This is a genomic window from Pseudomonas sp. LAMO17WK12:I1 (assembly GCF_900177315.1).
Taxonomy (GTDB): domain Bacteria; phylum Pseudomonadota; class Gammaproteobacteria; order Pseudomonadales; family Pseudomonadaceae; genus Aquipseudomonas; species Aquipseudomonas marginalis.
The window spans coordinates 165,276-189,355 of sequence record NZ_FWZV01000006.1 but is presented as its reverse complement, the minus strand read 5'-3'; the positions used below and the strand labels follow the sequence as shown (position 1 = coordinate 189,355).

Genomic DNA, 24,080 nt, shown 5'->3' with positions numbered 1-24,080 from the left:
CTGCACCTTTGCGCCGGTAGAAGGTAAACTTCGCCCCCTGCGCAGGAGCAACCATGAATTATCGTCACGCCTTTCACGCCGGCAACCACGCCGATGTCTTCAAACACCTGACCTTGACCCGCCTCATCGCCCTGATGTCGCGCAAGGAGCAGCCGTTCGCCTACCTCGACACCCATGCCGGGATTGGCCTGTACGACCTGCAAGGTGACCAGGCCAATCGCACGGGTGAGTACCTGGAAGGTATCGCGCGCTTGTGGGGCGCCGCCGACCTGCCCGCGTTGACCGCCGACTACATGCGCGTGCTGCACGAGATGAACCCCGATGGCCAGTTGCGCTACTACCCGGGCTCACCGGAGCTGGCGCGCCGCCTTACGCGCCCCCAGGACCGCGTGCTGCTCAATGAAAAACACCCGGAAGACGGCGTGTTGCTCAAGGACAACATGAAGGGCGATCGTCGGGTCAAGGTTCATTTGGGCGAAGGCTGGCATGTGCCGCGCGCGCTGTTACCGGTGCCGGAAAAGCGTGCGTTGATGTTGATCGATCCGCCGTTTGAAAAACTCGACGAAATGCAGCGCTGTGCTGCGTCCCTCAAGGAAGCCGTCAGCCGTATGCGCCAGACGGTCGCGGCGATCTGGTACCCGGTGAAGGACCAGCGCATGCTGCGTCGCTTCTACCAGGACCTGGCCGGCACCGGTGCGCCGAAGTTGCTGCGCGTGGAATTGCTGGTGCATCCGCTGGACACGCCCAACACCCTGACCGGCTCGGGCCTGGCGATTGCCAACCCGCCGTGGGGCCTGGAAGAGGAGTTGCGCGAGCTGCTGCCGTGGCTGTCCAAGCAGCTTGGCCAGACCCAGGGTGGGTGGCAGATGGATTGGCTCATCGCTGAGTAGTTGTAAGTTGCAAGCTTCAAGCCTCAAGCTGCAAGTGAGAGCAGAAAACACCACTTGCAGCTTGTAGCTTGAAACTTGCAGCTCTGATCTTCAGATCGGGCAAGTCACGCCGGTACCGCCGATCCCACAGTAGCCCTGTGGATTCTTCGCAAGGTACTGCTGGTGATACGCCTCGGCGAAGTACACCGTTGGCGCCTCGTCGATCTCGGTGGTAATCACACCCAGGCCCGCTTTGGTCAGTTCAGCCTGATACGCCTCGGCACTGGCCTGCGCCGCCGCCAGTTGCTCAGGCGTGGTCGCATAGATCACCGAGCGGTACTGGGTGCCGATGTCATTACCCTGGCGCATGCCCTGGGTCGGGTTGTGCAGTTCCCAGAACATCTTCAGCAGGTCTTCGTAGTTCACCTTGGCCTGGTCATACACCACCAGCACCACTTCGCTGTGGCCGGTCAGGCCCGAGCAGACTTCTTCATACGTCGGGTTCGGCGTGAAACCACCGGCATAGCCGACCACGGTGCTGACCACGCCATCGCGCTGCCAGAACTTGCGCTCGGCGCCCCAGAAACAACCCAGGCCGAAGATCGCGAAGCCGACGTCGTCGACGAATGGGCCCAGCAGCGGGTTGCCGTTGACGAAGTGCGTCTGCGGCAGGTTCATCGGGGTTTCACGACCGGGCAACGCTTGTTCTTGAGTAGGCAGCACGTTTTTGTTCACCAGAATTTCCGAGCGCAAGACCATGAGCAGTCCTCTCGTCAGGTTGGGTTAGCGGTAAATTTCAGACAGCCAGTGTGCCCGAGTGTTACAGCGCTGTCAGGCGATTGGCCCGCGCGGGTAGCGTCTAAGCTTCTCGAGCAGCTCTGCACCGGGGATCGGCCGGTCGAACAGGTAGCCCTGGCCAACGTCGCAACGGTGCCGACGCAGGAACGCCAGTTGCTCGGCGGTCTCGATGCCTTCGGCCACCACCTTGAGCTTGAGGTTGTGGGCCATGGCGATCACGGCCGAGGTGATTTCCATGTCGTCCTGGTTGTCCGGGATTTCGTGGATAAAGCTGCGGTCGATCTTGATGATGTCGATGGGGAATTTTTTCAGGTAGCTCAGTGACGAGTAGCCGGTGCCGAAGTCGTCCATGGCCAGGGTCAGGCCGAAGCTCTTGAGCTGGTCCAGTTGCAGGCGCGTGTCTTCGGTCGCTTCCAGCAGCAGGCCTTCGGTCAGCTCCAGTTCCAGCAGGTTGGCCGGCAGCTGTTCTTCCTTGAGGATCGTGGCGATCGAGGCCACCAGGTCCGGGTCGGAGAATTGCTTGGGCGACAGGTTGATCGCCACCTGCAGATTGCCCAGGCCGGCGGCGCTCAGTTGCTTGCTCATGCGGCAGGCCTGGCGCGCGATCCATTTGCCGATCGGGATGATCAGGCCGGTTTCTTCGGCGACGCTGATGAACTGATCGGGGCGGATCATGCCCTTTTCCGGATGGTTCCAGCGCAGCAGCGCTTCCATGCCCAGCAAGCGGCCGCTGCGCAGGCACAGCTTGGGCTGGTAGAACACGTCCAGTTCGTTCTGGGTCAGGGCACGACGCAGGTTGTTCTCCACAAACAGCTTGTAGCTGGCCTCGGCGTTCAAGGCTTCGGTGAACACCTGTACCTGGTGTTTGCCGTTGGCCTTGGCCTTGTGCAGGGCCAGGCCGGCGTTGCGCATCAGGGTCTGCGGGTCGCGGCCGTGCAGCGGCGCGCAGGCCAGGCCCACCGAGCCGGTGACGCTGATCAGTTGGTTGTCGACGAACATCGGTTTGTCGAGGGTCGCCAGCAGTTGGCTGGCCACCTGTTGGCCGCTTTCCAGGTCAGTGTCGTCCAGCAGCACCGCGAATTCGTTACTGGCAAAACGCGCCAGGCTGCCGCCGGCACTCAGGCTGTTGCGCAGGCGGCGGGCCAGGCTGATCAGCAGCTTGTCGCCGGTCTGGTGGCCGAGGCTGTCGTTGATGCGCTTGAAGTTGTCGATGTCCACCAGCAACAGGCTGATCGGGCTGTCGCTGTCGCGGGCAAAGCGCTCATCCAGATTGCGGATAAATGCCGGACGGTTGCCCAGGTTGGTCAGGTTATCGGTGTAGGCCAGGCGTTCGATGCGCTGCTGGGCCAGTTTGTTCTGGGTGATGTCTTCGTAGATGCCGATGTAGTGGGTCAGCTCACGGTTGTCGCCATACACCTTGGAAATCGACAGCTGGCCCCAGTAGGGCTCGAGGTTTTTACGTCGGCTCTTGAACTCGCCCTGCCAGCTGTTGCTCTTGGCCAGGCTCGACGGTGCGTCGAACAGCAGCTCGCTGAGGTTTTCCAGGGCCGGCAGTTGGGCCAGGCGGTGGCCGTGGACTTCTTCGGCGCTGTATTGGGTGATCGCGGTAAAGCTTGGGTTGACGTATTCCACCACGCCGTCGCAGTTGACCAGCAAAAAGGCATTGGCACTTTGCTCCACGGCACGCTGGAACAGGTGCAGGGCGCTGGTGGCGGTACGCCGGTTGTGGTTGTTGATCACTTGCGCGAATTGGTCGGCCAGTTCGCCGGCAAAGGCAATCTCATCGGCCTGCCAGGCACGCGGGCTGCCGCCCTGTTCCAGGCACAGCACACCGACCACCTGGCCATCGACGCGGATGCTCGCATCGAGCATGGCGTGGATATCCTTGGCGCGCAGGTTCTCGGCCATTTCCCGGGTGCGCGGGTCGCGCATCGCGTTGGTCGCGTCGATTGCCCGGCTGGTGTGCAGGGCTTCCAGGTAATCCGGAAAGCAACTGGCGTCGATGGGCTCAGGCAGGTGGTGCTGCTGGTCATCGCGGTGGTAGGCCGAGATCGGTACCAGGCGCTGGCCTTCGAGGTTCCAGATGCTGGCGCAGTCGATCTGGTAGATGTCACAGGCGCTGCGGGTGATCAGCTCTGCGGCTTCCTGCAGCGAATTGTTGGCGGTGTAGCGCTGGCGGGCCAGCAACAGGATCAGCTCCTGCTGGGCGCGCACCCGCTCCAGGTGCTGCAGTTGTTCCTGCTGGGCGCGCTGGTTGAGCTCCAGGGCGATCTGCAGGCGGCTGTTCTGGCTTTCCAGGTCCTCCGTCGGGGCGGGCAGGGAGATTTCGTTGAACAGGCCGTCGACCACCATCAGGTAGCCGCGCAGCAGGTGGCGATTGTGTTGTTTGTAGGCTTCGCCCATTTCCAGCAGGCTCAGGGGGCCATCGTTGGTGTGCAGGGTGTAGCGCACCAGGTAGTGAGGGCTGTCGCTCAGTTGCTGTTGGATGGCGTCGTGCAGTTGATAGCGAGCCTGAGGCTCCATCAGGCTGGCGAAGGGGGTACCGAGCAGTGCACACAGCTCGACCGCCGACAGGCCGAATTGGCGCTCGCAGTTAGGGTCGAGGTACAGAAGGGCCCAGCTTGCCTCATTAAGCCGCTCGAAACGCAGCATACCGAGGCGCGAAGGCACCGGTAACTGCGTCACTACCTCGGCCGCCATACGGGCGACATCGGGTTGGCTTTTCATGGGGGGGAACTCACTTCAAATAACGCGCACGGCGCCGGGCTCACGCCCTCTTTACTGTTGCCTGCGGCAAGGTTGCATCATGCGGCGCGGGCTGACAAGAGAGGATGAAGGCTAAGTGCTATAAGGGGGTTATCGGCCGGGCGGGGGAATTCTTCAGTCAGGATGACAGAAGGTGTACAACCCTGTTCTGTCTGTAGAGAAAAGCAAAAAAAGCCCCGCCAAATTGACGGGGTTGAGGTACGAGCGTGGCGCTCGGAAATCGGTGCAACCAGGCCTCCCCGATGAAAGGGAGGCCGCTGTGGCTTACAGCAGGATGGTGCGGATGTCGTTCAGCAACTGGCTCAGGCGCTGGGTGAAGCGTGCAGCGGCCGCGCCGTTGATCACACGGTGATCGTAGGACAGCGACAGTGGCAGCATCAGCTTGGGCTGGAACGCTTTACCGTCCCAGACTGGCTGGATGGTGGCCTTGGAAACGCCCAGGATCGCCACTTCCGGCGCGTTGACGATTGGCGTGAAGCCCGTACCGCCAATGTGACCGAGGCTGGAGATGGTGAAGCACGCGCCTTGCATGTCGTCTGCGGTGAGCTTCTTGTCACGGGCTTTGGCCGCCAGTGCAGCAGCCTCGGCGGCAAGCTGCAGCAGGCTCTTCTGGTCGACGTTCTTGATGACCGGTACCAGCAGGCCATCCGGCGTGTCGACGGCAAAGCCTACGTGCACGTACTTCTTGCGAATGATCGCCTTGCCGCTTGGCGCCAGCGAACTGTTGAAGTCCGGCAGCTCCTTGAGCAGGTGCGCGCAGGCCTTGAGCAGCAGCGGCAGCACGGTCAGTTTCACGCCGGCCTTCTCGGCCACGGCTTTCTGCGCAACGCGGAAAGCTTCCAGGTCGGTGATGTCGGCCTGGTCGAACTGGGTCACGTGCGGAATGTTCAGCCAGCTGCGGTGCAGGCTCGACGCGCCGATTTGCATCAGGCGGGTCATCGGCACTTCTTCGGTCTCGCCGAAGCGGCTGAAGTCCACCACCGGGATCGGTGGAATCCCCGCGCCGCCAGTAGCAGTGCCGGCAGCCGGAGCTTCCTTGGCTTTCTGCATCATGGCTTTGACGTAGACCTGCACGTCTTCCTTCAGTACGCGACCGTGGGGGCCGGTGGCCGACACAGCGTTCAGCTCGACGCCGAATTCACGCGCCAGTTGGCGAACCGCCGGGCCTGCGTGAACCTTGGCACCGCTTGGCGCCGGTGCGGCAGCCGCAGGGGCCGGAGCGGCCTCGGCTTTTGCAGCAGGCGCAGGGGCGGCAGCGGCCGGAGCGGCTTCAGCCTTGGCCGCCGGAGCAGCAGCCGGTGCTGGAGCAGCGGCAGGCGCAGCGCCTTGTACTTTCAGCTTGAGGATGAAGTCGCCCGTGCCGACTTCGTCTTCCAGCTTGACCGCGATGCTTTCCACAACGCCGGCAGCCGGCGATGGGATTTCCATGGAGGCCTTGTCGGACTCCAGGGTGATCAGCGACTGGTCGGCTTCGACGGTGTCGCCGACCTTGACCAGCAGCTCGATGATCTTGGCCTTGCCCGACGAGCCGATGTCCGGAACATGAATGTCCTGGACAGTCGCTGCGGCTGGAGCAGCAGCCGGGGCTGCAGGAGCCTCGGCAGCAGCGGCAGGTTTTTCCGCGGCAGGCGCCGGTGCAGCAGCGGCAGCAGGAGCCGCCGCAGGGGCCGCATCAGCGGCACCTTCGATTTCCAGTTCCAGCAGTTCGTCGCCTTCTTTCAGGCGGTCGCCCAGCTTCACTTTCAGGCTCTTGACCACGCCGGCCTTGGGAGCAGGGATTTCCATGCTCGCCTTGTCCGATTCCAGGGTCAGGATGCTTTGGTCGGCTTCGACGGTGTCGCCGACCTTCACAAACAGCTCGATTACTTCACCTTCACCGCTGCCGATGTCAGGTACGCGAATGAGTTCGCTCACAAAAAGTCTCCTCAGCAGTCCAGTGGGTTGCGTTTTTCCGGGTTGATCCCGAACTTGACGATAGCGTCAGCTACCACCTTGGGTTCGATCTCACCGCGGTCAGCCAAGGCTTCCAGGGCTGCCAACACCACGAAGTGACGGTCGACTTCGAAGAAGTGACGCAGCTTCTTGCGGCTGTCACTGCGGCCGAAACCGTCGGTGCCCAGGACTTTGAATTCCTTGGACGGGACCCACTGGCGAATTTGTTCAGCAAACAGTTTCATGTAGTCGGTAGAGGCAATGACTGGACCTTTACGGCCGGCCAGGCACTCTTCGACATAGCTCTGCGCCGGCTTCTGGCCCGGGTGCAGGCGGTTGTTGCGCTCTACGGCCAGGCCGTCGCGACGCAGTTCGTTGAAGCTGGTAACGCTCCAGACGTCAGCGCCGACGTTGAACTCTTCACGCAGGATCTTCGCCGCTTCACGGACTTCACGCAGGATGGTGCCGGAGCCCATCAGCTGCACGTGGTGCGCCGCTTCCTTGGTGTCTTCTTCGAGCAGGTACATGCCCTTGATGATGCCTTCTTCCACGCCGGCCGGCATGGCTGGCTGCTGGTAGGACTCGTTCATCACGGTGATGTAGTAGAAAACGTCCTGCTGCTCTTCGGTCATCTTCTTCATGCCGTCCTGGATGATCACCGCCAGCTCATAGCCGTAGGTTGGATCAAAGGTGCGGCAGTTCGGGATGGTGGCAGCCAGGATGTGGCTGTGACCGTCTTCGTGTTGCAGGCCTTCGCCGTTCAGAGTGGTACGGCCGGCGGTACCGCCGATCAGGAAACCACGGGTACGGCTGTCGCCCGCTGCCCAAGCCAGGTCGCCGATACGCTGGAAACCGAACATCGAGTAGAAGATGTAGAACGGCAGCATCGGCTGGTTGTGGCTGGAGTACGAAGTACCGGCAGCGATGAAGGAACTCATGGCGCCCGCTTCGTTGATGCCTTCTTCGAGGATCTGGCCCTTCTTGTCTTCCTTGTAGAACATCACCTGGTCTTTATCGACTGGCTCGTAGAGCTGGCCGACGGAGGAGTAGATGCCCAACTGGCGGAACATGCCTTCCATACCGAAAGTACGGGCTTCGTCCGGGATGATCGGCACGATGCGCGAGCCGATTTCCTTGTCCTTGACCAGCTGCGCGAGGATCCGCACGAAGGCCATGGTGGTGGAGATTTCACGGTCGCCCGAGCCGTCCAGGATCGCCTTGAGGGTATCCAGCGGAGGTGTCGGGATGTTGAAGCTCTTGGCGCGGCGCTGTGGCACGAAACCGCCCAGTGCGGTACGACGCTCGCTCAGGTAGCGGGCTTCGGCGCTGTTCGCCTCAGGCTTGAAGAACGGCAGGTTCTCCAGCTCTTCGTCCTTGACCGGGATGTCGAAGCGGTCGCGGAACAGCTTCAGGCTGTCGACATCGACTTTCTTGGTGTTGTGCGCGGTGTTTTTCGCTTCGCCGGCACCGGTGCCATAACCCTTGATGGTCTTGGCCAGGATGACGGTCGGTTGTTCTTTGTGGTTGACCGCTTCGTGGTACGCCGCATAGACCTTGTACGGGTCGTGGCCGCCACGGTTGAGTTTCCAGATCTCGTCGTCGGACAGGTCGGCAACCATCGCCTTGAGTTCAGGCGTGTTGAAGAAATGTTCACGCACGAACGCGCCGTCTTTGGCCTTGTAGTTCTGGTACTCGCCGTCGATGACTTCGTCCATGCGACGTTGCAGGATACCGTCGACGTCCTTGGCCAGCAGTGGGTCCCAGAAACGGCCCCAGATGACCTTGGTCACGTTCCACTGGGCACCGCGGAACACGCCTTCGAGTTCCTGGATGATCTTGCCGTTGCCGCGAACCGGGCCGTCGAGGCGCTGCAGGTTGCAGTTGATGACGAAGATCAGGTTGTCCAGCTTCTCGCGGCCGGCCAGGGAGATGGCACCCAGGGATTCCGGCTCGTCGCACTCGCCGTCGCCCAGGAAGCACCAGACTTTCTGCTTGCCTTCCGGGATGAAGCCACGGGCTTCCAGGTACTTCATGAAGCGTGCCTGGTAGATCGCCTGGATCGGGCCCAGGCCCATGGATACCGTCGGGAACTGCCAGAAATCAGGCATCAGCCAAGGGTGCGGGTAGGACGACAGGCCCTGGCCGTCGACTTCCTGGCGGAAGTTGTTCATTTGCTCTTCGCTGATGCGACCTTCCATGAACGCACGGGCGTAGACGCCCGGCGAGGTGTGGCCCTGGAAGTAGATCAGGTCGCCGCCGTGTTCTTCGGTCGGGGCCTGGAAGAAGTAGTTGAAGCCGATGTCATACAGGGTTGCGCTGGAAGCGAAGCTGGAGATGTGACCGCCCAGGTCAGAATCTTTCAAGTTCGTGCGCATTACCATCGCCATGGCGTTCCAACGTACCAGCGAGCGAATGCGGCGTTCCATGAACAGGTCGCCAGGCATGCGTGCTTCGTGGGTAACGGGGATGGTGTTGCGGTATGGCGTGGTGATGGCGTAGGGCAGTTGCGAGCCGCTGCGGGTCGCGAGTTCGCCCATACGGGTCATCAGGTAGTGAGCACGGTCTTCGCCTTCTTTGTCGAGAACCGATTCCAGGGCGTCCAGCCATTCCTGGGTTTCGACGGGATCGAGGTCTTGCATGGCTTGCTCCAGGGCGGAAAGGCTACCAGAATCGGTTGCCTGAAGTTTGCGACTGGCCTTGTGGGCAGACGACATAAATTCTTGGATGGCCGAAGGTTGCTTCGGCGTCCTGTAGTTTTACTACAAATCGTCGGCCATTTCAGCCTTTCGAATGTATATACGAGTAGTAAAACTACACAAGACCGAGCGGATTGCTCGGTCTGGCTGGTGAGCATAATCGTTATTGTTGATCTTTTGCGAACAAGAAAAGGTAGAAGTTTAATGTTGCCTGCCAAAAATTACATATTTTCAGCTATTTATCACCTTTGTTCGACAGTCCTTCATCGAGCGCGGCGCCTGCCTTCACAGCAGCAGGCCATTTACACGCCGACCAAGGATAGACCATGAGCCTTCCAACGCTGGCCGAACTGCCGGCCATTCTGTTGCCAAAAGCCCAGCGGGCCGAGCAGTCATTTCGTGACGCCGTGGCCGCGCTGGACGACGATCATGGCCTTTCTGCGTGGACGCCGCAACGGTGGGCCGACTTCGCCCGCGTGTGCGCCGCCAGTGATTTCGTCATTGAACAGAGTGTTCGTGACCCTTTGATGTTGCTCGAGCTGGCCGCCTGGGGCGAGCTGGATCGCGGCTTTGCGCCGGGCGAGCTGTGCGGGCAGATTGCCGGTGCCGTGCAACAGGCCGAAACAGAAGATGAGCTGGGCCGCGTACTGCGTCGCCAGCGTACCCGCCAGCAAGTGCGCATCATCTGGCGCGACCTGACCCGCCAGGCCGACCTGGTGCAAACCTGTCGCGACCTCTCCGACATGGCCGACGCCAGCATCGACCAGGCCTACCAATGGCTGTACCAGCGCCACTGCGTGCAGTTCGGCACGCCGACCGGGCGGCGCAGCGGCGAACCGCAGCACATGGTCATCCTCGGCATGGGCAAGCTCGGTGCGGTGGAGCTTAACCTCTCGTCGGATATCGACCTGATCTTCGCCTACCCCGAGGGCGGCGAAACCGTGGGCGTGAAGCGCTCCCTGGATAACCAGGAGTTCTTTATTCGTCTTGGTCAAAAATTGATCAAGGCCCTCGACCCGATGACCGTCGACGGCTTTGTGTTCCGTGTCGACATGCGCCTGCGCCCCTACGGTTCGGCCGGTGCCCTGGTGCTCAGCTTCAATGCGCTGGAGCAGTACTACCAGGACCAGGGGCGCGACTGGGAACGCTACGCCATGATCAAGGCGCGTGTGGTTGCCGGTGACCAGGTGGCCGGTGCGCAACTGCTCGATATGCTGCGGCCGTTCGTGTACCGCCGTTACCTGGACTTTTCCGCCATCGAGGCGCTGCGCACCATGAAGCAGCTGATCCAGCAGGAAGTCCGGCGCAAAGGCATGGCCGACAATATCAAGCTGGGCTCGGGCGGCATCCGCGAAGTGGAATTTATCGCCCAGGCGTTCCAACTGATCCATGGCGGCCGCGACCTCAGCCTGCAGCAACGGCCGCTGCTCAAGGTGCTCGGCACCCTGGAAGGCCAGGGCTACCTGCCGCCGGCGGTGATCGCCGAGTTGCGCAATGGCTATGAATTCCTGCGTTACACCGAACATGCGATCCAGGCGATTGCCGACCGCCAGACCCAAATGCTGCCGGACAGCCTTGAAGACCAGGCGCGCATTGCCTTTATGCTCGGCTTTGCCGACTGGGCGGCGTTCCACGAGCGCCTGATGTACTGGCGTGGCCGCGTGGACTGGCACTTCCGCCAGGTGATTGCGGATCCTGATGAAGAAGAAGGCGCGGAAAGCGAGTTGGTCGTGGGCGGAGAATGGCTGCCGCTGTGGGAAGAGTCCCAGGATGAAGAGGCCGCTTGCCGTCAATTGGCTGAAGGTGGCTTCACCGACGCCACCAAAGCCCTTAAAGCCTTGGCCAGCCTGCGCAACAGCCCGCAACTGCGGGCCATGCAGCGCCTGGGGCGTGAACGCCTAGATGCCTTTATCCCGCGCTTGCTGGCCCAGGCTGTCGAGCACGCCAACCCGGACCTGGTGTTGGAGCGCGTACTGCCATTGGTGGAAGCTGTCGCCCGGCGTTCCGCCTATCTGGTGCTACTGACGGAAAACCCCGACGCCCTGCGCCGCCTGCTGACCCTGTGCGCCGCCAGTCCATGGATCGCCGAGCAGATCACGCGCTTCCCGCTGCTGCTGGATGAATTGCTCAACGAAGGCCGCCTGTTCAAGCCACCGCTGGCGCCGGAACTCGCCGCCGAGTTGCGCGAACGCCTTACGCGCATCCCCGAGGATGACCTTGAACAGCAGATGGAAGCCCTGCGGCACTTCAAGCTGGCCCACCGCCTGCGCGTGGCCGCGTCGGAAATCGCCGGCAGCCTGCCGTTGATGAAAGTCAGCGACTACCTGACCTGGCTCGCCGAAGCCATCCTCGAACAAGTGCTGGCCCTGGCCTGGCGCCAGACGGTCGCGCGCCACGGCTCGCCGCAGCGCTTGGACGGTACCTTGTGCGATCCTGGGTTCATCATTGTCGGTTATGGGAAAGTCGGCGGCATCGAACTGGGGCATGGTTCGGACCTGGACCTGGTGTTTATCCACGATGGCGACCCGCAGGCCGAGACCGATGGTGCCAAGCCGATCGACGGCGCGCAGTTCTTCACGCGCCTGGGCCAGCGGATCATTCACCTGCTGACCACCCAGACCAACTCCGGCCAATTGTATGAAGTCGACATGCGCCTGCGACCATCCGGCGCATCCGGGTTGCTGGTCAGTTCCCTCGGGGCGTTTGACCGCTATCAACAAAATGAAGCATGGACCTGGGAGCATCAGGCCCTGATCCGCGCGCGGGTGCTGGTGGGCAGCCAGGATGTGGGCCAGGCATTCGAGCAGGTACGGGCTAAGGTGCTGGGGCGTGAGCGCGACTTGGCGAAGTTGCGCCAGGAGGTCAGTGAGATGCGTGCCAAGATGCGTGACAACCTGGGGACCAAGGCCACGGCGGCCGGCACCGGCGCCAATGCCTTCGACGCCACGGTGCTGTTCGACCTCAAGCAGGACGCCGGAGGTATCGTCGATATTGAATTTATGGTGCAATACGCGGCTTTGGCGTGGTCTGCGCAACATCCATCGTTGCTGCGCTACACCGACAATATCCGCATTCTGGAAGGCCTCGAGCAGGTGGGCTTGATGCCCGCCGCCGATGCCCATCTGCTGCGCGAGGTGTATAAGGCCTACCGTTCCGCCGCGCATCGCCAGGCCTTGCAGAACGAGGCCGGTACGGTACCCGGTGATCAGTTCGCTGACGAACGGCGCCAGGTGATGCGAATCTGGCAGGCGCTGGGGTTGGGTTGAAACACTATTAGGGCGGGGAGGCATAAGCCTCCCCGCATCGTTTGTGGAAACTACATGAATATTCTGATCGTTGGGCCCAGTTGGGTCGGTGACATGGTGATGGCGCAGACTCTGTTCCAGAGCCTGCGTATGCGCTACCCGGACTGCCAGATCGACGTGCTCGCCCCCGAGTGGAGCCGGCCGATCCTCGAGCGCATGCCCGAAGTGCGCAAGGCCTTGAGCTTTCCGCTCGGCCACGGCGCCTTGGAACTGGCGACCCGCCGTCGCATCGGCAAATCCTTGGCGGGCCAGTACGACCAGGCGATCCTGCTGCCCAACTCGCTCAAATCGGCGCTGGTGCCGTATTTTGCCGGCATTCCCAAGCGCACCGGCTGGCGCGGCGAGTTTCGCTATGTGCTGCTTAATGATGTACGCACGCTGGACAAGGCGCGCTACCCGCTGATGATCGAACGCTTCATGGCCCTGGCCTATGCGCCGGGCGCCGAGCTGCCCAAGCCGTACCCGCGCCCCAGCCTGCAGATCGACCCGGTGACCCGCGATGCGGCACTGGCCAAGTTCGGCCTGGCCCTGGATCGTCCGGTGTTGGCCCTGTGCCCCGGGGCGGAGTTTGGCGAGTCCAAGCGCTGGCCGTCGGACCACTACGCCAAAGTCGCCGAGATGAAGATTCGCGAAGGCTGGCAGGTGTGGTTGTTCGGTTCGAAAAACGATCACTCGGTGGGTGAAGACATTCGCCAGCGCCTGATCCCGGGCCTGCGCGAAGAAGCGGTGAACCTCAGTGGCGACACGTCCCTGGCCGAGGCCATCGACTTGCTGTCCTGTGCGGACGCCGTGGTCTCCAACGACTCCGGCCTGATGCATGTGGCCGCTGCGCTGAACCGCCCGTTGGTGGCGGTGTACGGCTCCACCTCGCCGGGCTTCACCCCGCCGTTGGCCGACCAGGTCGAAGTGGTGCGCCTGGGGCTGGAGTGCAGCCCGTGCTTTGATCGCACCTGCCGCTTCGGCCATTACAACTGCCTGCGCCAATTGCTGCCGCAGCCGGTAACCGATGCCTTGCAGCGATTGCAGGGCGACGTGGTCGAGGTTCACTGAGTTGCGGGTACTGGTAATCAAGACCTCATCCCTGGGCGACGTGATCCACGCCTTGCCGGCCCTGACCGACGCGGCACGGGCGATCCCCGGCATTCGCTTCGACTGGGTGGTGGAAGAAGGCTTTGCTGAAATCCCCACCTGGCACCCGGCGGTGGACAAGGTGATCCCGGTGGCGATCCGCCGCTGGCGCAAGAACCTCTGGCAAACCTTCAAGAGCGGCGAGTGGCGGCGCTTCAAGCAGCAAGTCCAGTCGACCAAGTACGATCTGGTGATCGATGCCCAGGGCCTGTTCAAAAGCGCCTGGCTGACCCGCTACGTGCGGGCTCCGGTGGCTGGTTTCGACAAACACTCGGCCCGTGAGCCGATTGCGGCGCGCTTCTACTCGCGGCGCCTGGCCGTGGCCCGTGGGCAGCATGCGGTGGAGCGTTTGCGCCAACTGTTCGCCGTGGCCCTCGGCTATGACTTGCCCAAAGGCCTGGGCGACTACGGCCTCAGCACCGAAAAACTGCTCGGCCTGCCGCCGAAAAAGCCCTTCGTCCTGCTGCTGCACGGCACCACCTGGGACACCAAGCATTGGCCCGAAGCCTACTGGCGCGAGTTGGCTGAACGCATGGGCCGCCTGGGGGTGGACGTGAAGTTGCCCTGGGGCAACGCCGCCGAAAAGGCCCGGGCGGAGCGCCTGGCCCAAGGCCTGAACAACGCCGAAGTGCTGCCCAAGCTGAACCTGGCCGGCGTGGCCCGGGTATTGGCCGGCGCCCGCGCCTGTGTGGCGGTGGATACCGGACTCGGGCATTTGGCGGCGGCATTGGATGTGCCGACCATTTCCCTGTTCGGCCCCACCAATCCCGGCCTGACCGGCGCCTACGGCAAGGGCCAGATTCACCTGGCCAGCGACTTTGCCTGTGCGCCGTGCCTGCAAAAACAATGTACCTATCAACCGACGGCCGACGACCTGCGTCGGTTCGACATCAAGCGCGAGTCGCCCCTGTGTTTCACGCGCCTGAACCCTGAGCGTGTGGCAACCCGGCTGAGCACGTTGTTACTGGCTGAGGAGCTGCACTGATGCAACTGGCTTTTGTTCTGTACAAATATTTCCCCTTCGGCGGCCTGCAGCGCGATTTCATGCGCATCGCCCTGGAGTGCCAGCAGCGCGGCCATCAGATTCGTGTCTACACGCTGATCTGGGAGGGCGACATCCCGCCCGGCTTCGAAGTGCTGGTGGCGCCGGTCAAGGCGTTCTTCAACCATCGGCGCAACGAGAAGCTCAGCGCCTGGATGGAGGCCGACCTGGCCAAGCGCCCGGTGGACCGCCTGATCGGCTTCAACAAGATGCCCGGCCTGGACGTGTACTACGCCGCCGACGGCTGCTTCGAAGACAAGGCACAAAACCTGCGCCATTCGCTGTACCGCAGTTTTGGCCGCTATCGCCACTTTGCCGAGTACGAGCGCGCGGTGTTTGCCAAGGACGCCAAGACCGAAATCTTGATGATTTCCGAAGTGCAGCAGCCGCTGTTCATCAAGCATTACGACACGCCGCTGGAGCGTTTCCACCTGCTGCCACCGGGCATTGCCCAGGACCGTCGCGCGCCGCCGAATGCGGCCGAGATTCGTGAAGGCTTCCGCAAGGAGTTCAACCTGGGCGATGACGAGCTGCTGCTGGTGCAGATCGGTTCCGGCTTCAAGACCAAGGGCGTCGACCGCAGCCTGAAAGCGCTGGCCGCATTGCCGGCTGAGCTGAAAAAACGCACGCGCCTGTTTGTAATCGGCCAGGACGACCCCAAGGTATTCCAACTGCAAAGCGCCACCCTCGGGCTGGGCGATAACGTGCAGTTCCTCAAGGGGCGCAGCGATATTCCGCGTTTCCTGCTGGGCGCCGACCTGTTGATCCACCCGGCGTACAACGAAAACACCGGCACCGTGTTGCTCGAAGCCCTGGTGGCCGGGTTGCCGGTGCTGGTCTCGGCCGTATGTGGTTATGCCCATTACATCGCCGAAGCCGACAGCGGCCTGGTGCTGGACGAGCCGTTTGAACAGGCTCAGTTGAACCAGTACCTGGCGCAGATGTTGACCGATTCTGCACAGCGCGCGGCCTGGGGCCGCAATGGGTTGGCCTTCGCCGAGACGGCCGACCTCTACAGCATGCCGCAGCGCGCTGCGGATGTGATCCTGGCGGAGCCAAAACGATGAAGTTGATTCTTGCCGAACCGTTCAAGACGTTATGGGCCGGGCGTGACGCCTTCGCCGAAGTCGAGAAACTACAAGGCCAGGTATTCCGTGAACTGGCGGCGCGTCGCACGTTGCGCACCGAGGTGGATGGCCGCCCGTATTTCGTCAAAATCCACCGCGGCATCGGCTGGGCGGAAATCTTCAAGAACCTGATCACCGCCAAGCTGCCGGTGCTCGGCGCCGGCCTGGAATGGGATGCCATTCACCGCTTGCAGGCGATCGGCGTGCCGACCATGACCGGCGTGGCTTTCGGCGAAAAAGGCAGCAACCCGGCGGACCAGCACTCGTTCATCATCACCGAAGAGCTGGCGCCGACCATCAGCCTTGAAGACCTGACCGTCAACTGGGTCGCCGAACCGCCCACACCTGCACTGCGCCATGCGCTCACGGCCGAACTGGCGCGCATGGTCGGCGACATGCACCGGGGCGGCGTGAATCACCGCGACTGCTACCTGTGCCACTTCCTGCTGGACACGTCCAGGCCGATCGATGCACGCAACATCAAGCTCTCGGTGATCGACCTGCACCGGGCGCAAATGCGCACCCATCTGCCGCTGCGCTGGCGCGACAAGGACCTCTCAGCGCTGTATTACTCGGCGTTGGACATCGGCCTGACCCGGCGCGATAAATTGCGCTTCCTCAAGGGCTACTTCCGCCAGCCGCTGCGCCAGGTCCTGGCCGAGCAATCGGCGTCCCTGAGCCTGATGCAGCGCAAGGCCGACAAGCTCTACGCGCGCAAGCAACGTTATGGGGATGCGATCTGATGGCGGGTTGGAACCTGGAGCCTGCCTACGCCGCCCTGGCGGATGATTTTGGAAGCCTCGAAGCGGTATTTGCCCTGCAAGGCGAGCGGCTGACCCGCGACCCGCTGTCGGAAGTGATCCGGGTGGAGCGTGGCGGGGTCAACTACTACGTCAAACGCTACACCGGCGCCGGCAAGGGCCTGCGGCGTTACCTGGGCAAGCCGCGGGTCAAGTCCGAATGGCAGAACCTCAAGCGCTTCGCCAAGTGGGGCATTCCCACCGCCGATGTGGTTGCCTGGGGCCTTGAGCGCAGCGGCCTGGCCTATGATCGTGGCGCAATGATCACCCGCGAGTTGCCGAGGACCGAAGACCTCTCGGTCCTGGCCGAACGTAAGGATGCGCGCCTGCGCGACCCCAAGTGGGTCAACGCGGTCAGCCGCCAGCTCGCCGAATACACGCGCACCATGCACGATCATCGCTTTACCCATAACGACTTGAAGTGGCGCAACCTGCTGATCGACGACCAGGCCACCCTGTACCTGATCGATTGCCCCAACGGCGATTTCTGGCGCGGTTTCTGGCTCAAGTATCGCATCACCAAGGACCTGGCCTGCCTGGACAAGGTGGCCAAGTATCACTTGTCGGCCACTCAGCGCCTGCGCTTCTACATGCAGTACCGTGGGTGTCGGCACCTGAGTGAGTCGGACAAACGGCGGATTCGCCACGTAGTGAAGTTTTTCGAGGGACGTGAATGAGTGATTTCCTGGCGGCTGAAGATCGCGCCCTGCTGGAGCGCCACGGCCTTGCGACCTTCGACGCCCTGTGGGCCAGGCAACTGGACGCGGTGGACGAGCCGAACACCAGCCGTGGCGGCTGGAGCAGCGTATTTCGCCTGGAACTCGACGGCCACGGCTATTACCTCAAGCGCCAGAGCAACTACCTCACGCGCAGCTTGCACCGGCCATTGGGCGAGCCCAGTTTCTCCCGCGAGTTCCGCAACATCAGCCGTTACCGCAAGCTCGGGATCCCGGCGTTGCAGGCGGCGTTCTACGGCGAGCGCAAAGTCGCCGGTGAGCACCGCGCGATGCTGCTGACCCGTGCCCTGGACGGCTGGAATGACCTGGATTCGTTGCTGGAGCAATGGGCGCAACTCAGCGATGCCCAGCACCGCGCGATCCTGCTGGCCTGCGGTCAACTGGCGCGCCGGTTGCACAGCGTCGGCCAGGTGCATGGCTGTTTCTACCCCAAGCATATTTTCCTGCAGGCCACCGGGGACGGCTACGCCGCGCAGTTGATCGACCTGGAGAAAACCCGCCCGCTGCTGTTCGGCTGGCGTGACCGGGTCAAGGACCTGGAGCCGTTGTTGCGCCGGGCACCGCAGTGGTCGGACGCACAGGTGCGTCAATTGCTGGCGGCTTACCTCGATCAGCCCGAAGGCAGCGCGCTCGTCACCACCTGGCTGCAACGCCTGACGAAGCGGCGTAGCCACAAGGAGAACCGCTGATGCGCCTGTCCGAGTTGAAAAGCGCCGGCCGCACGCCGAGCCTGCCCCTCACTGTCGACCTGGCGGATGCCGCCGGCCCTGGCCAACTGCAACTGCTGAGCCTGTTGCGGGTGTTGCCGGGCGAGCGTTACGTGGGCGCGGCGATCTGGCGCGGGCGTCCGGTGCTGGCCAAGTTATTGGTGGGCGGCAAGGCCGCGCGGCATTTCCAGCGTGAACTCAGCGGCGTACGCCTGCTGGCCGAGCAAGGCCTGACCACCCCGCTGTTGCTCGCCGATGGCTTGCAGGACGGCGAGGGCGGCTGGCTGCTGTTCGAGTTTATCGAAGGTGCCGAGAGCCTGGCCGATGCCTGGCACGCCGTTGAAGCGCTACCGCCACTGGCCGACGAGCAAACCGCCGTGCTGGCCGAGGCCCTGGGTGCGATCGGCCAGATGCATGCCAAGGGCCTGTGGCAGGAAGACCTGCACCTGGACAACCTGCTGCGCCGGGACGGCAAGCTGTACTTGATCGATGGCGCCGGCGTTCGTGTTGAAGAGGCGGGCAAGCCCCTGTCGCGCGACCGCGTGCTGGAAAACCTCGGGGTGTTTTTCGCCCAGTTGCCGAAAAACCTCGAGCCGTTTACCGAAGAACTGCTGGTGTACTACCTGCTGAGCAACGGCGAGCACGCCTTGCCCCTGCAAGCCCTGGAAAAACAGGTGCGCAAGGTCAGCGCCTGGCGTTTGAAGGACTTGTTGAACAAAGTGGGGCGCGACTGCACGCTGTTCAGCGTGGTGCGTGGCGCCTTTGCCTTGCGCGCGATCCGTCGCGAGGAAGAGCCGGCGATGCTGCCGGTGCTGGAGCAGGCGGATGCGTTGCTCGACCAGGGCCACCTGTACAAGACCGGTGGTGCGGCCAGCGTGGCCAAGGTCGATGTGGCCGGCCGGCCATTGGTGATCAAGCGCTACAACATCAAGGGCTTCGCCCATTGGCTCAAGCGCTTCTGGCGCCCGAGCCGCGCCTGGCATTCCTGGCGCGAAGGCAATCGCCTGGCGTTCCTCGGCATCGCCACGCCCAAGCCATTGGCCGTCCTGGAAAAGCGCTGTTTCTGGCTGCGCAGCCGCGCTTACCTGGTTACCGAATACCTGCCGGGCCCGGACATCATCGAGCGTTTCGCGCCCTATATCGAACAGGGTGACGCGCCGGAAAACGAACTGCTGGCGCTGGACCAGTTGTTCGCCGAGCTGATTCGCGAGCGCATCAGCCATGGCGACTTCAAGGGCCATAACCTGTTCTGGGATAAGGATCGCTGGTCACTGATCGACCTCGACGCGATGTGCCAACACAGCTCTGCCGCCAGCTTCGCCCCGGCGTATGCCAGGGACCGTGCGCGGTTTATGCGGAACTGGCCTGAGAGTAGTGCGTTGTATCAGCTGATTGATCAGCGTTTGCCGAAGCAACCGACCTGATCGTTCCCTCCCAGGGTGAACGATCAAGAGCTGTTGCCTGAGCAACAGTTATCAGGCAGTTGTTGCCCCAGAACGACAGTCCGCCTTCATGCGGAAACGTTACCCCCTTGATTTAATGCAATAAAAATCCTGGCACGGGCTCTGCAATGCCTCCTGGTGAACCCTTTCACCGGTCGCAGCGGAGCCCTGTATGCCTTCCAGCCTTTCCTCGCTTTCCCGTTTGATCTGCCTTGGCGCCGCGCTGTTGCTGGGCCATGTCGTCAGTGTCCAGGCTGCCGAGGGCGATGAGGCCGTGCCGTCCCTGGCCGGCAAGCGCATTGCCGTGAGCATGACCGGCACCAGCCACTATTTCGATATCAAGGCGTTCCAGGCCCAGGTCGATGAGATCAAGCGCCTGGGCGGCACGCCGATCACCCTCGATGCCGGGCGTAACGACAAGAACCTGGTGACCCAGCTGCAAACCGTGGTCACCCAGAAACCCGACGCCGTGATCCAGACCCTCGGCACCCTCAGCGTGATCGACCCCTGGCTCAAGCGCATCAGCAAGGCCGGCATCCCGCTGTTCACCATCGATGCACCGTCCCAGTACAGCCTCAACAACACCACCTCCGACAACGTCGCCACCGGCAAGGCGTTGGCCGAACAATTGATCAAGGACGCCGGCGGCAAAGGCAAGATCCTGGTGTTCAACGGTTTCTACGGCGTGCCGGTGTGTGCGATCCGTTATGACCAGTTGAAGCTGGCGCTCAAGGATTACCCCCAGCTGGAAATCATCCAGCCGGAACTTCGCGACGTGATCCCCAACACCGTGCAGGATGCTTATTCCCAGGTCTCGGCGCTGCTCAACAAGTACCCGGCGGGCAGCGTCTCGGCGATCTGGTCGGCGTGGGACATTCCGCAGTTGGGCGCGAGCAAGGCGCTGATCGATGCCAAGCGCACCGAGATCAAGACTTACGGCGTCGACGGTACGCCGGAAGTGCTGGCGCTGCTCGGCCAGGCAAATTCGCCGGTGGGGGCGGTGGTGGCGCAGCAACCGGCGTTGATCGGCAAGACCGCTGTGCAGAACGTGGCGCGCTACCTGGCCGGGCAACGTGACCTGCCGAAGGAAACCCATGTGGCCACGCTGCTGACCACCGCAGCCAACCTGGACCAGGTTCAGCAACTGCGGGGTGACTGATGCTGGCATTGCACCTGCAACACCTGCATAAACGCTTTGGCGCCACCCTGGCGCTGGATGACGCAAGCCTTAAAGTCGAACGTGGCAGCATCCACGGCCTGGTGGGGGAGAACGGTGCGGGCAAGTCGACCTTGATCAAGATCCTGGCCGGCATCCACAAGGCGGACGCGGGGCAGGTGAGTATCGACGGCCAGTCGTATACCGCCTTGTCACCGCGCCAGGTGGATGCGCTGGGCGTGCAGTTCATCCATCAGGAGCGTCTGTTGCCCGCCAGTTTTACCGTGGGCGAGGCGCTGTTTTTCGGGCATGAATTGCGGCGCGGGCCCTTTGTGGATCGACGCCGGCAGCAACGTGAAGCCGAGCGCTTGCTGGCGGAATATTTTGATCTGCAATTGCCCGCCGGTGCGCTGGTGAGCGAGCTGAACAGCGCCGAACGCCAGGTGCTGCAAATCACCCGGGCGTTGATTCGCCAGCCCAAGATCCTGGTGTTCGACGAGCCCAGCGTGGCGTTGGTCAAGCGTGAAGTCGACCAGTTGCTGCGCATCGTCAAGCGCCTGCGCGACCAGGGTTTATCCATCCTGTACATCTCCCATTACCTGCAGGAAATCGACAGCCTGTGCGATGAAGTCACGGTGCTGCGCAATGGTCGGGACGTGGCGGTGGTGCAGCCCCGGCATACGTCCAGTGCCGAGATTGCGCGGCTGATGGTCAATCGCGAGGTGCAGGAGATGTACCCCAAGGCCAAGGTTGCACTGGGAGCGCCGCTGTTGCAGGTACGCGGGTTGAGCCTGGCGCGGCGCTATCGGCAGATCGATCTGGACGTGCGGCGCGGAGAAATCGTCGGCCTGACCGGGCTGGTCGGCTCGGGAGCCAAGGAGTTGTTCAAGGCACTCTTCGGTGTCGAGCGCGCCGACAGCGGCAGTGTACATCTGGACGGGCGTTTGCTGCGCCTGCGTTCGCCGGGTCAGGCGATTGCCGAGGGTCTTGCGCTGGTGCCGGAAGAGCGGCGCAGCCAGGGGATCTCGCCAGTGCTTTCGGTGCTGGAAAACCTCACGCTGGCGGGGCTCGGACGGTTCAGCCGCTGGGGCTTGTTGAGCCGCCGCAAGGAGCAGGGGGAAAGCCTGCGGCTGATCGACGAATTGGCAATCAAGGCGCCGGGTCCCCAAGCGGCGGTCAGCCAGCTCAGTGGTGGCAACCAGCAGAAGGTCGCCCTGGGGAAGTGGCTGAGCCGCCGCTCGGCGGTGTACCTGCTGGATGAGCCCTGCGTGGGCGTGGATGTGGGCGCCAAGGTGGAGATCTACCGCTTGATCGGGCGCTTGGTGGAAGAGGGGGCGGCGGTGTTGGTGCTGTCGTCGGATTTGCCAGAGTTGTTGGGGATCAGTGACCGAATCCTGGTGCTGCATCGGGGGGAGATCGCCGGTGAGTTCCGTGCCGGGGAGGCGGACAGCGATCAGTTGCTGGCCTGTGCGACGGGGGCCGTGGCTGCTGCGGCTTCAAATGCTCGCGAGGTGGAACATGCTTGAAGCGGCGACGCCTGGGTTATCGCAGCGGTTATGGGTGCTGGTGCTGCGCCGTGGTTCGGTGGGGGTGTTTGTGGCGATCCTGCTGGGGTTTGCCGTGGCTGCGCCGAATTTTCTGTCGGTGGGCAATCTGGCCAATGTGTTCAGCCAGTCGGCGATCCTCGGCGTGCTGGCCTTCGGGCTCACCTGCGTGATTATCGGCGGCGGCTCGAACGTGGTGTCCGGAGGACTGGATCTGTCGCTGGCGGCCAACCTGGGCTTGTGCGCGGCGGTATTCAGCCGCCTCAATAACGCCGGCCTGGATCTCGGGTTGACGTTGCTGCTGACCCTGGGCTGCGGTTTGGCGGTCGGCTTGCTGAATGGGCTGGCCGTGGTGGTGCTGCGTTTGCCGCCGTTGCTGGCGACCCTGGCGAGCATGAATGTATTGGCGGGGCTGGAGTTGGTGTTGACGGAGAACACGGTGGTCTCCACGGACTCGCCGCTGCTGGACCTGCTCAGTGGCGGCACCTGGTTGGGCGTACCGGCCCTGGCCTGGGTGCTGCTGGTGACGGCGGGCGCGCTGACGCTGCTGATTCAGCATTCGGCCTATGGGTTGCGCCTGCATGCGGTGGGCGAATACCCCCAGGCGGCCGAAGCGGCGGGCATTGGAGTGCCCGTCTACGTGTTGTCGAGCTATCTGCTGTCCGGTCTATGTGCCGGCGTGGCTGCGCTGTGTTCGGCGGCGTTCTTCAGCGGCAGTACCACCGGCTCCGGCGACATGCTGCTGTCGGTGGTGGCGATCGCCTTTCTCGGTGTGGTGTTTTCCCGCCGGCTGGTGGCGAGCATTCCGGGGACTTTGCTGGCGGCGCTGTTGATTGGTTTTCTGATCAATGGCTTTCAACTGCTTAACCTCTCCAGCTTCTGGGTCAATGGTGTGCAGGGCGTGTTGATCCTGCTGGTCGTCGCAGCCTCCAGTGCAGTGAACCGAGGGTCGACGGCATGAACGCACGCGCAGTATTACCGCTGACATTGCCACTGGTGTTCACCCTGATTGTCGTGGTGTTTGCGCTGCAAGCGCCGGGCTTCCTCAGTGCCGGCAACCTGCAAAGCCTGGTGCTGAACAACTTCGTGCTGCTGGCGATTGTCGCCATCGGCATGACCTACGCGGTGGCGGCCGGTGGCATCGACCTGTCGGTGGGCACGGCGCTGGACTTTGCCAGTTTCAGCTTTGTGGTGCTGCTCAATGGCGGCCATGGCTGGGCGGTGGCGGCCACCGGCGCGCTGGCGGCGGCGCTGCTGGTGGGGCTGGTCAATGCCGGCCTGATTGCCGGGCTGCGGATCAGTCCGTTCCTGGCCACCCTGGGCACATTGTTTATCGGCACCAGCGCCCAGCAACTGCTCTCGGACGGCGGCCAGCCGATCTATATCAGCCAAGGCTTGAAGCCTGAGCTCACTGGGCTGACACCGCTGCTGGTGGTAGTGGGGCTGGCGCTGTTCTACGGCCTGGCCCTGGCGCGCGGACGCCTGGGCCGCGAGTTGCTGGCCCAGGGCACCCAGCCGCTGCTGGCGTATTACTCGGGGTTGTCGGTGCGGCGGATCGTCACCATCGTGGCCCTGGCTACCGCCCTGGCCTGTGGGGTGGCCGGCGTGTTGCTCAGCTCGACAGTCAGCGCCTATGTGCCGCTGTCCGGGAACGCGTTTTTGCTCAACGCGATTGGCGCGGTGTTTATCGGCGCCACCTTGAGTCGACAGGGACGGGCGAATGTTCCGGGGACCCTGCTCGGAGTGCTGTTTATCAACGTGATCGCCAACGGGCTGCTGCTGATCGGCTGGAATTTCTACTGGCAGCAGGTGGCGACCGGGGTGCTGATCTTTATCGTGCTGAGCTTCAGTTTCGCCAGCCGGCGGATGCTGGAGCGCGTCTAGTGTTGCACCCCGAAAGCTGGACTCCATCCGACGCTTGGGGGCATGAGCAAACTCCCCTTATTGCATAAACAATTTCAGGCGACCGCATTCCTGTGGTGAGGGGGACAAGCCCGCTCGCCACAGGGGTTCCGGTTTGCTGCGCGACAG

At 62.9% G+C, this 24,080-nt stretch carries 17 protein-coding genes; 13 read left to right on the top strand and 4 right to left on the bottom strand.

Going from position 1 to position 24,080, the window contains the following annotated elements:
- Positions 1-53: 53 nt before the first annotated feature.
- Positions 54-890: a 23S rRNA (adenine(2030)-N(6))-methyltransferase RlmJ gene (locus B9N88_RS13240; protein ID WP_027604962.1), complete on the top strand. Its 837-nt coding sequence runs from the start codon at positions 54-56 to the stop codon at positions 888-890.
- Between the two features lie 90 nt (positions 891-980).
- On the opposite strand, the gene msrA is transcribed toward B9N88_RS13240, so the two are convergent.
- The 4 genes from msrA to aceE form a co-directional block, all read right to left on the bottom strand.
- Complete coding sequence (msrA, locus tag B9N88_RS13235; RefSeq protein WP_027604961.1) at positions 981-1,628, bottom strand: peptide-methionine (S)-S-oxide reductase MsrA; 648 nt, start codon at positions 1,626-1,628, stop codon at positions 981-983.
- A 72-nt stretch (positions 1,629-1,700) separates the two neighbouring features.
- Positions 1,701-4,394 (bottom strand): putative bifunctional diguanylate cyclase/phosphodiesterase, encoded by a 2,694-nt coding sequence (locus B9N88_RS13230; protein WP_027604960.1) that lies wholly within the window; start codon positions 4,392-4,394, stop codon positions 1,701-1,703.
- Positions 4,395-4,697: 303 nt separating this feature from the next.
- The gene (aceF, locus tag B9N88_RS13225; protein ID WP_027604959.1) at positions 4,698-6,347 is read right to left on the bottom strand and encodes a dihydrolipoyllysine-residue acetyltransferase; all 1,650 of its coding nucleotides are present in this window, start codon (positions 6,345-6,347) and stop codon (positions 4,698-4,700) included.
- An 11-nt stretch (positions 6,348-6,358) separates the two neighbouring features.
- A complete protein-coding gene (gene aceE, locus B9N88_RS13220; protein WP_027604958.1) occupies positions 6,359-9,004 on the bottom strand; it encodes a pyruvate dehydrogenase (acetyl-transferring), homodimeric type in 2,646 nt (881 codons plus the stop codon).
- Positions 9,005-9,387: 383 nt separating this feature from the next.
- Between aceE and glnE the strand changes: the two genes are divergently transcribed.
- The 12 genes from glnE (at position 9,388) to B9N88_RS13160 (ending at position 23,933) form a co-directional block, all read left to right on the top strand.
- Positions 9,388-12,327, top strand: a complete 2,940-nt coding sequence (glnE, locus tag B9N88_RS13215; protein ID WP_027604957.1) for a bifunctional [glutamate--ammonia ligase]-adenylyl-L-tyrosine phosphorylase/[glutamate--ammonia-ligase] adenylyltransferase — start codon at positions 9,388-9,390, stop codon at positions 12,325-12,327.
- A gap of 54 nt (positions 12,328-12,381) precedes the next feature.
- Entirely contained in the window at positions 12,382-13,416 is a 1,035-nt protein-coding gene (waaF, locus tag B9N88_RS13210; protein ID WP_027604956.1) for a lipopolysaccharide heptosyltransferase II, read from the top strand.
- A 1-nt stretch (position 13,417) separates the two neighbouring features.
- Positions 13,418-14,479: a lipopolysaccharide heptosyltransferase I gene (waaC, locus tag B9N88_RS13205; protein ID WP_027604955.1), complete on the top strand. Its 1,062-nt coding sequence runs from the start codon at positions 13,418-13,420 to the stop codon at positions 14,477-14,479.
- A complete protein-coding gene (locus B9N88_RS13200) occupies positions 14,479-15,603 on the top strand; it encodes a glycosyltransferase family 4 protein (RefSeq protein WP_027604954.1) in 1,125 nt (374 codons plus the stop codon). Before waaC ends, B9N88_RS13200 begins: the two co-directional genes overlap by 1 nt.
- Positions 15,600-16,406 (top strand): lipopolysaccharide core heptose(I) kinase RfaP, encoded by an 807-nt coding sequence (gene rfaP / locus B9N88_RS13195; RefSeq protein WP_027604953.1) that lies wholly within the window; start codon positions 15,600-15,602, stop codon positions 16,404-16,406. The genes B9N88_RS13200 and rfaP overlap by 4 nt, the downstream gene beginning before the upstream one ends.
- A complete protein-coding gene (locus B9N88_RS13190; protein WP_027604952.1) occupies positions 16,406-17,140 on the top strand; it encodes a lipopolysaccharide kinase InaA family protein in 735 nt (244 codons plus the stop codon). The genes rfaP and B9N88_RS13190 overlap by 1 nt, the downstream gene beginning before the upstream one ends.
- Positions 17,137-17,889, top strand: coding sequence for a lipopolysaccharide kinase InaA family protein (locus tag B9N88_RS13185; RefSeq protein WP_027604951.1), 753 nt, complete (start codon positions 17,137-17,139; stop codon positions 17,887-17,889). Before B9N88_RS13190 ends, B9N88_RS13185 begins: the two co-directional genes overlap by 4 nt.
- Positions 17,889-19,331, top strand: a complete 1,443-nt coding sequence (locus B9N88_RS13180) for a lipopolysaccharide kinase InaA family protein (protein ID WP_027604950.1) — start codon at positions 17,889-17,891, stop codon at positions 19,329-19,331. The genes B9N88_RS13185 and B9N88_RS13180 overlap by 1 nt, the downstream gene beginning before the upstream one ends.
- Before the next feature lie 190 nt (positions 19,332-19,521).
- The gene (locus B9N88_RS13175; protein WP_027604949.1) at positions 19,522-20,508 is read left to right on the top strand and encodes a sugar ABC transporter substrate-binding protein; all 987 of its coding nucleotides are present in this window, start codon (positions 19,522-19,524) and stop codon (positions 20,506-20,508) included.
- Complete coding sequence (locus B9N88_RS13170; RefSeq protein WP_027604948.1) at positions 20,508-22,031, top strand: sugar ABC transporter ATP-binding protein; 1,524 nt, start codon at positions 20,508-20,510, stop codon at positions 22,029-22,031. Before B9N88_RS13175 ends, B9N88_RS13170 begins: the two co-directional genes overlap by 1 nt.
- A complete protein-coding gene (locus B9N88_RS13165; protein ID WP_027604947.1) occupies positions 22,024-23,010 on the top strand; it encodes an ABC transporter permease in 987 nt (328 codons plus the stop codon). Before B9N88_RS13170 ends, B9N88_RS13165 begins: the two co-directional genes overlap by 8 nt.
- Positions 23,007-23,933: an ABC transporter permease gene (locus tag B9N88_RS13160; RefSeq protein ID WP_027604946.1), complete on the top strand. Its 927-nt coding sequence runs from the start codon at positions 23,007-23,009 to the stop codon at positions 23,931-23,933. The genes B9N88_RS13165 and B9N88_RS13160 overlap by 4 nt, the downstream gene beginning before the upstream one ends.
- Positions 23,934-24,080 lie beyond the last annotated feature (147 nt).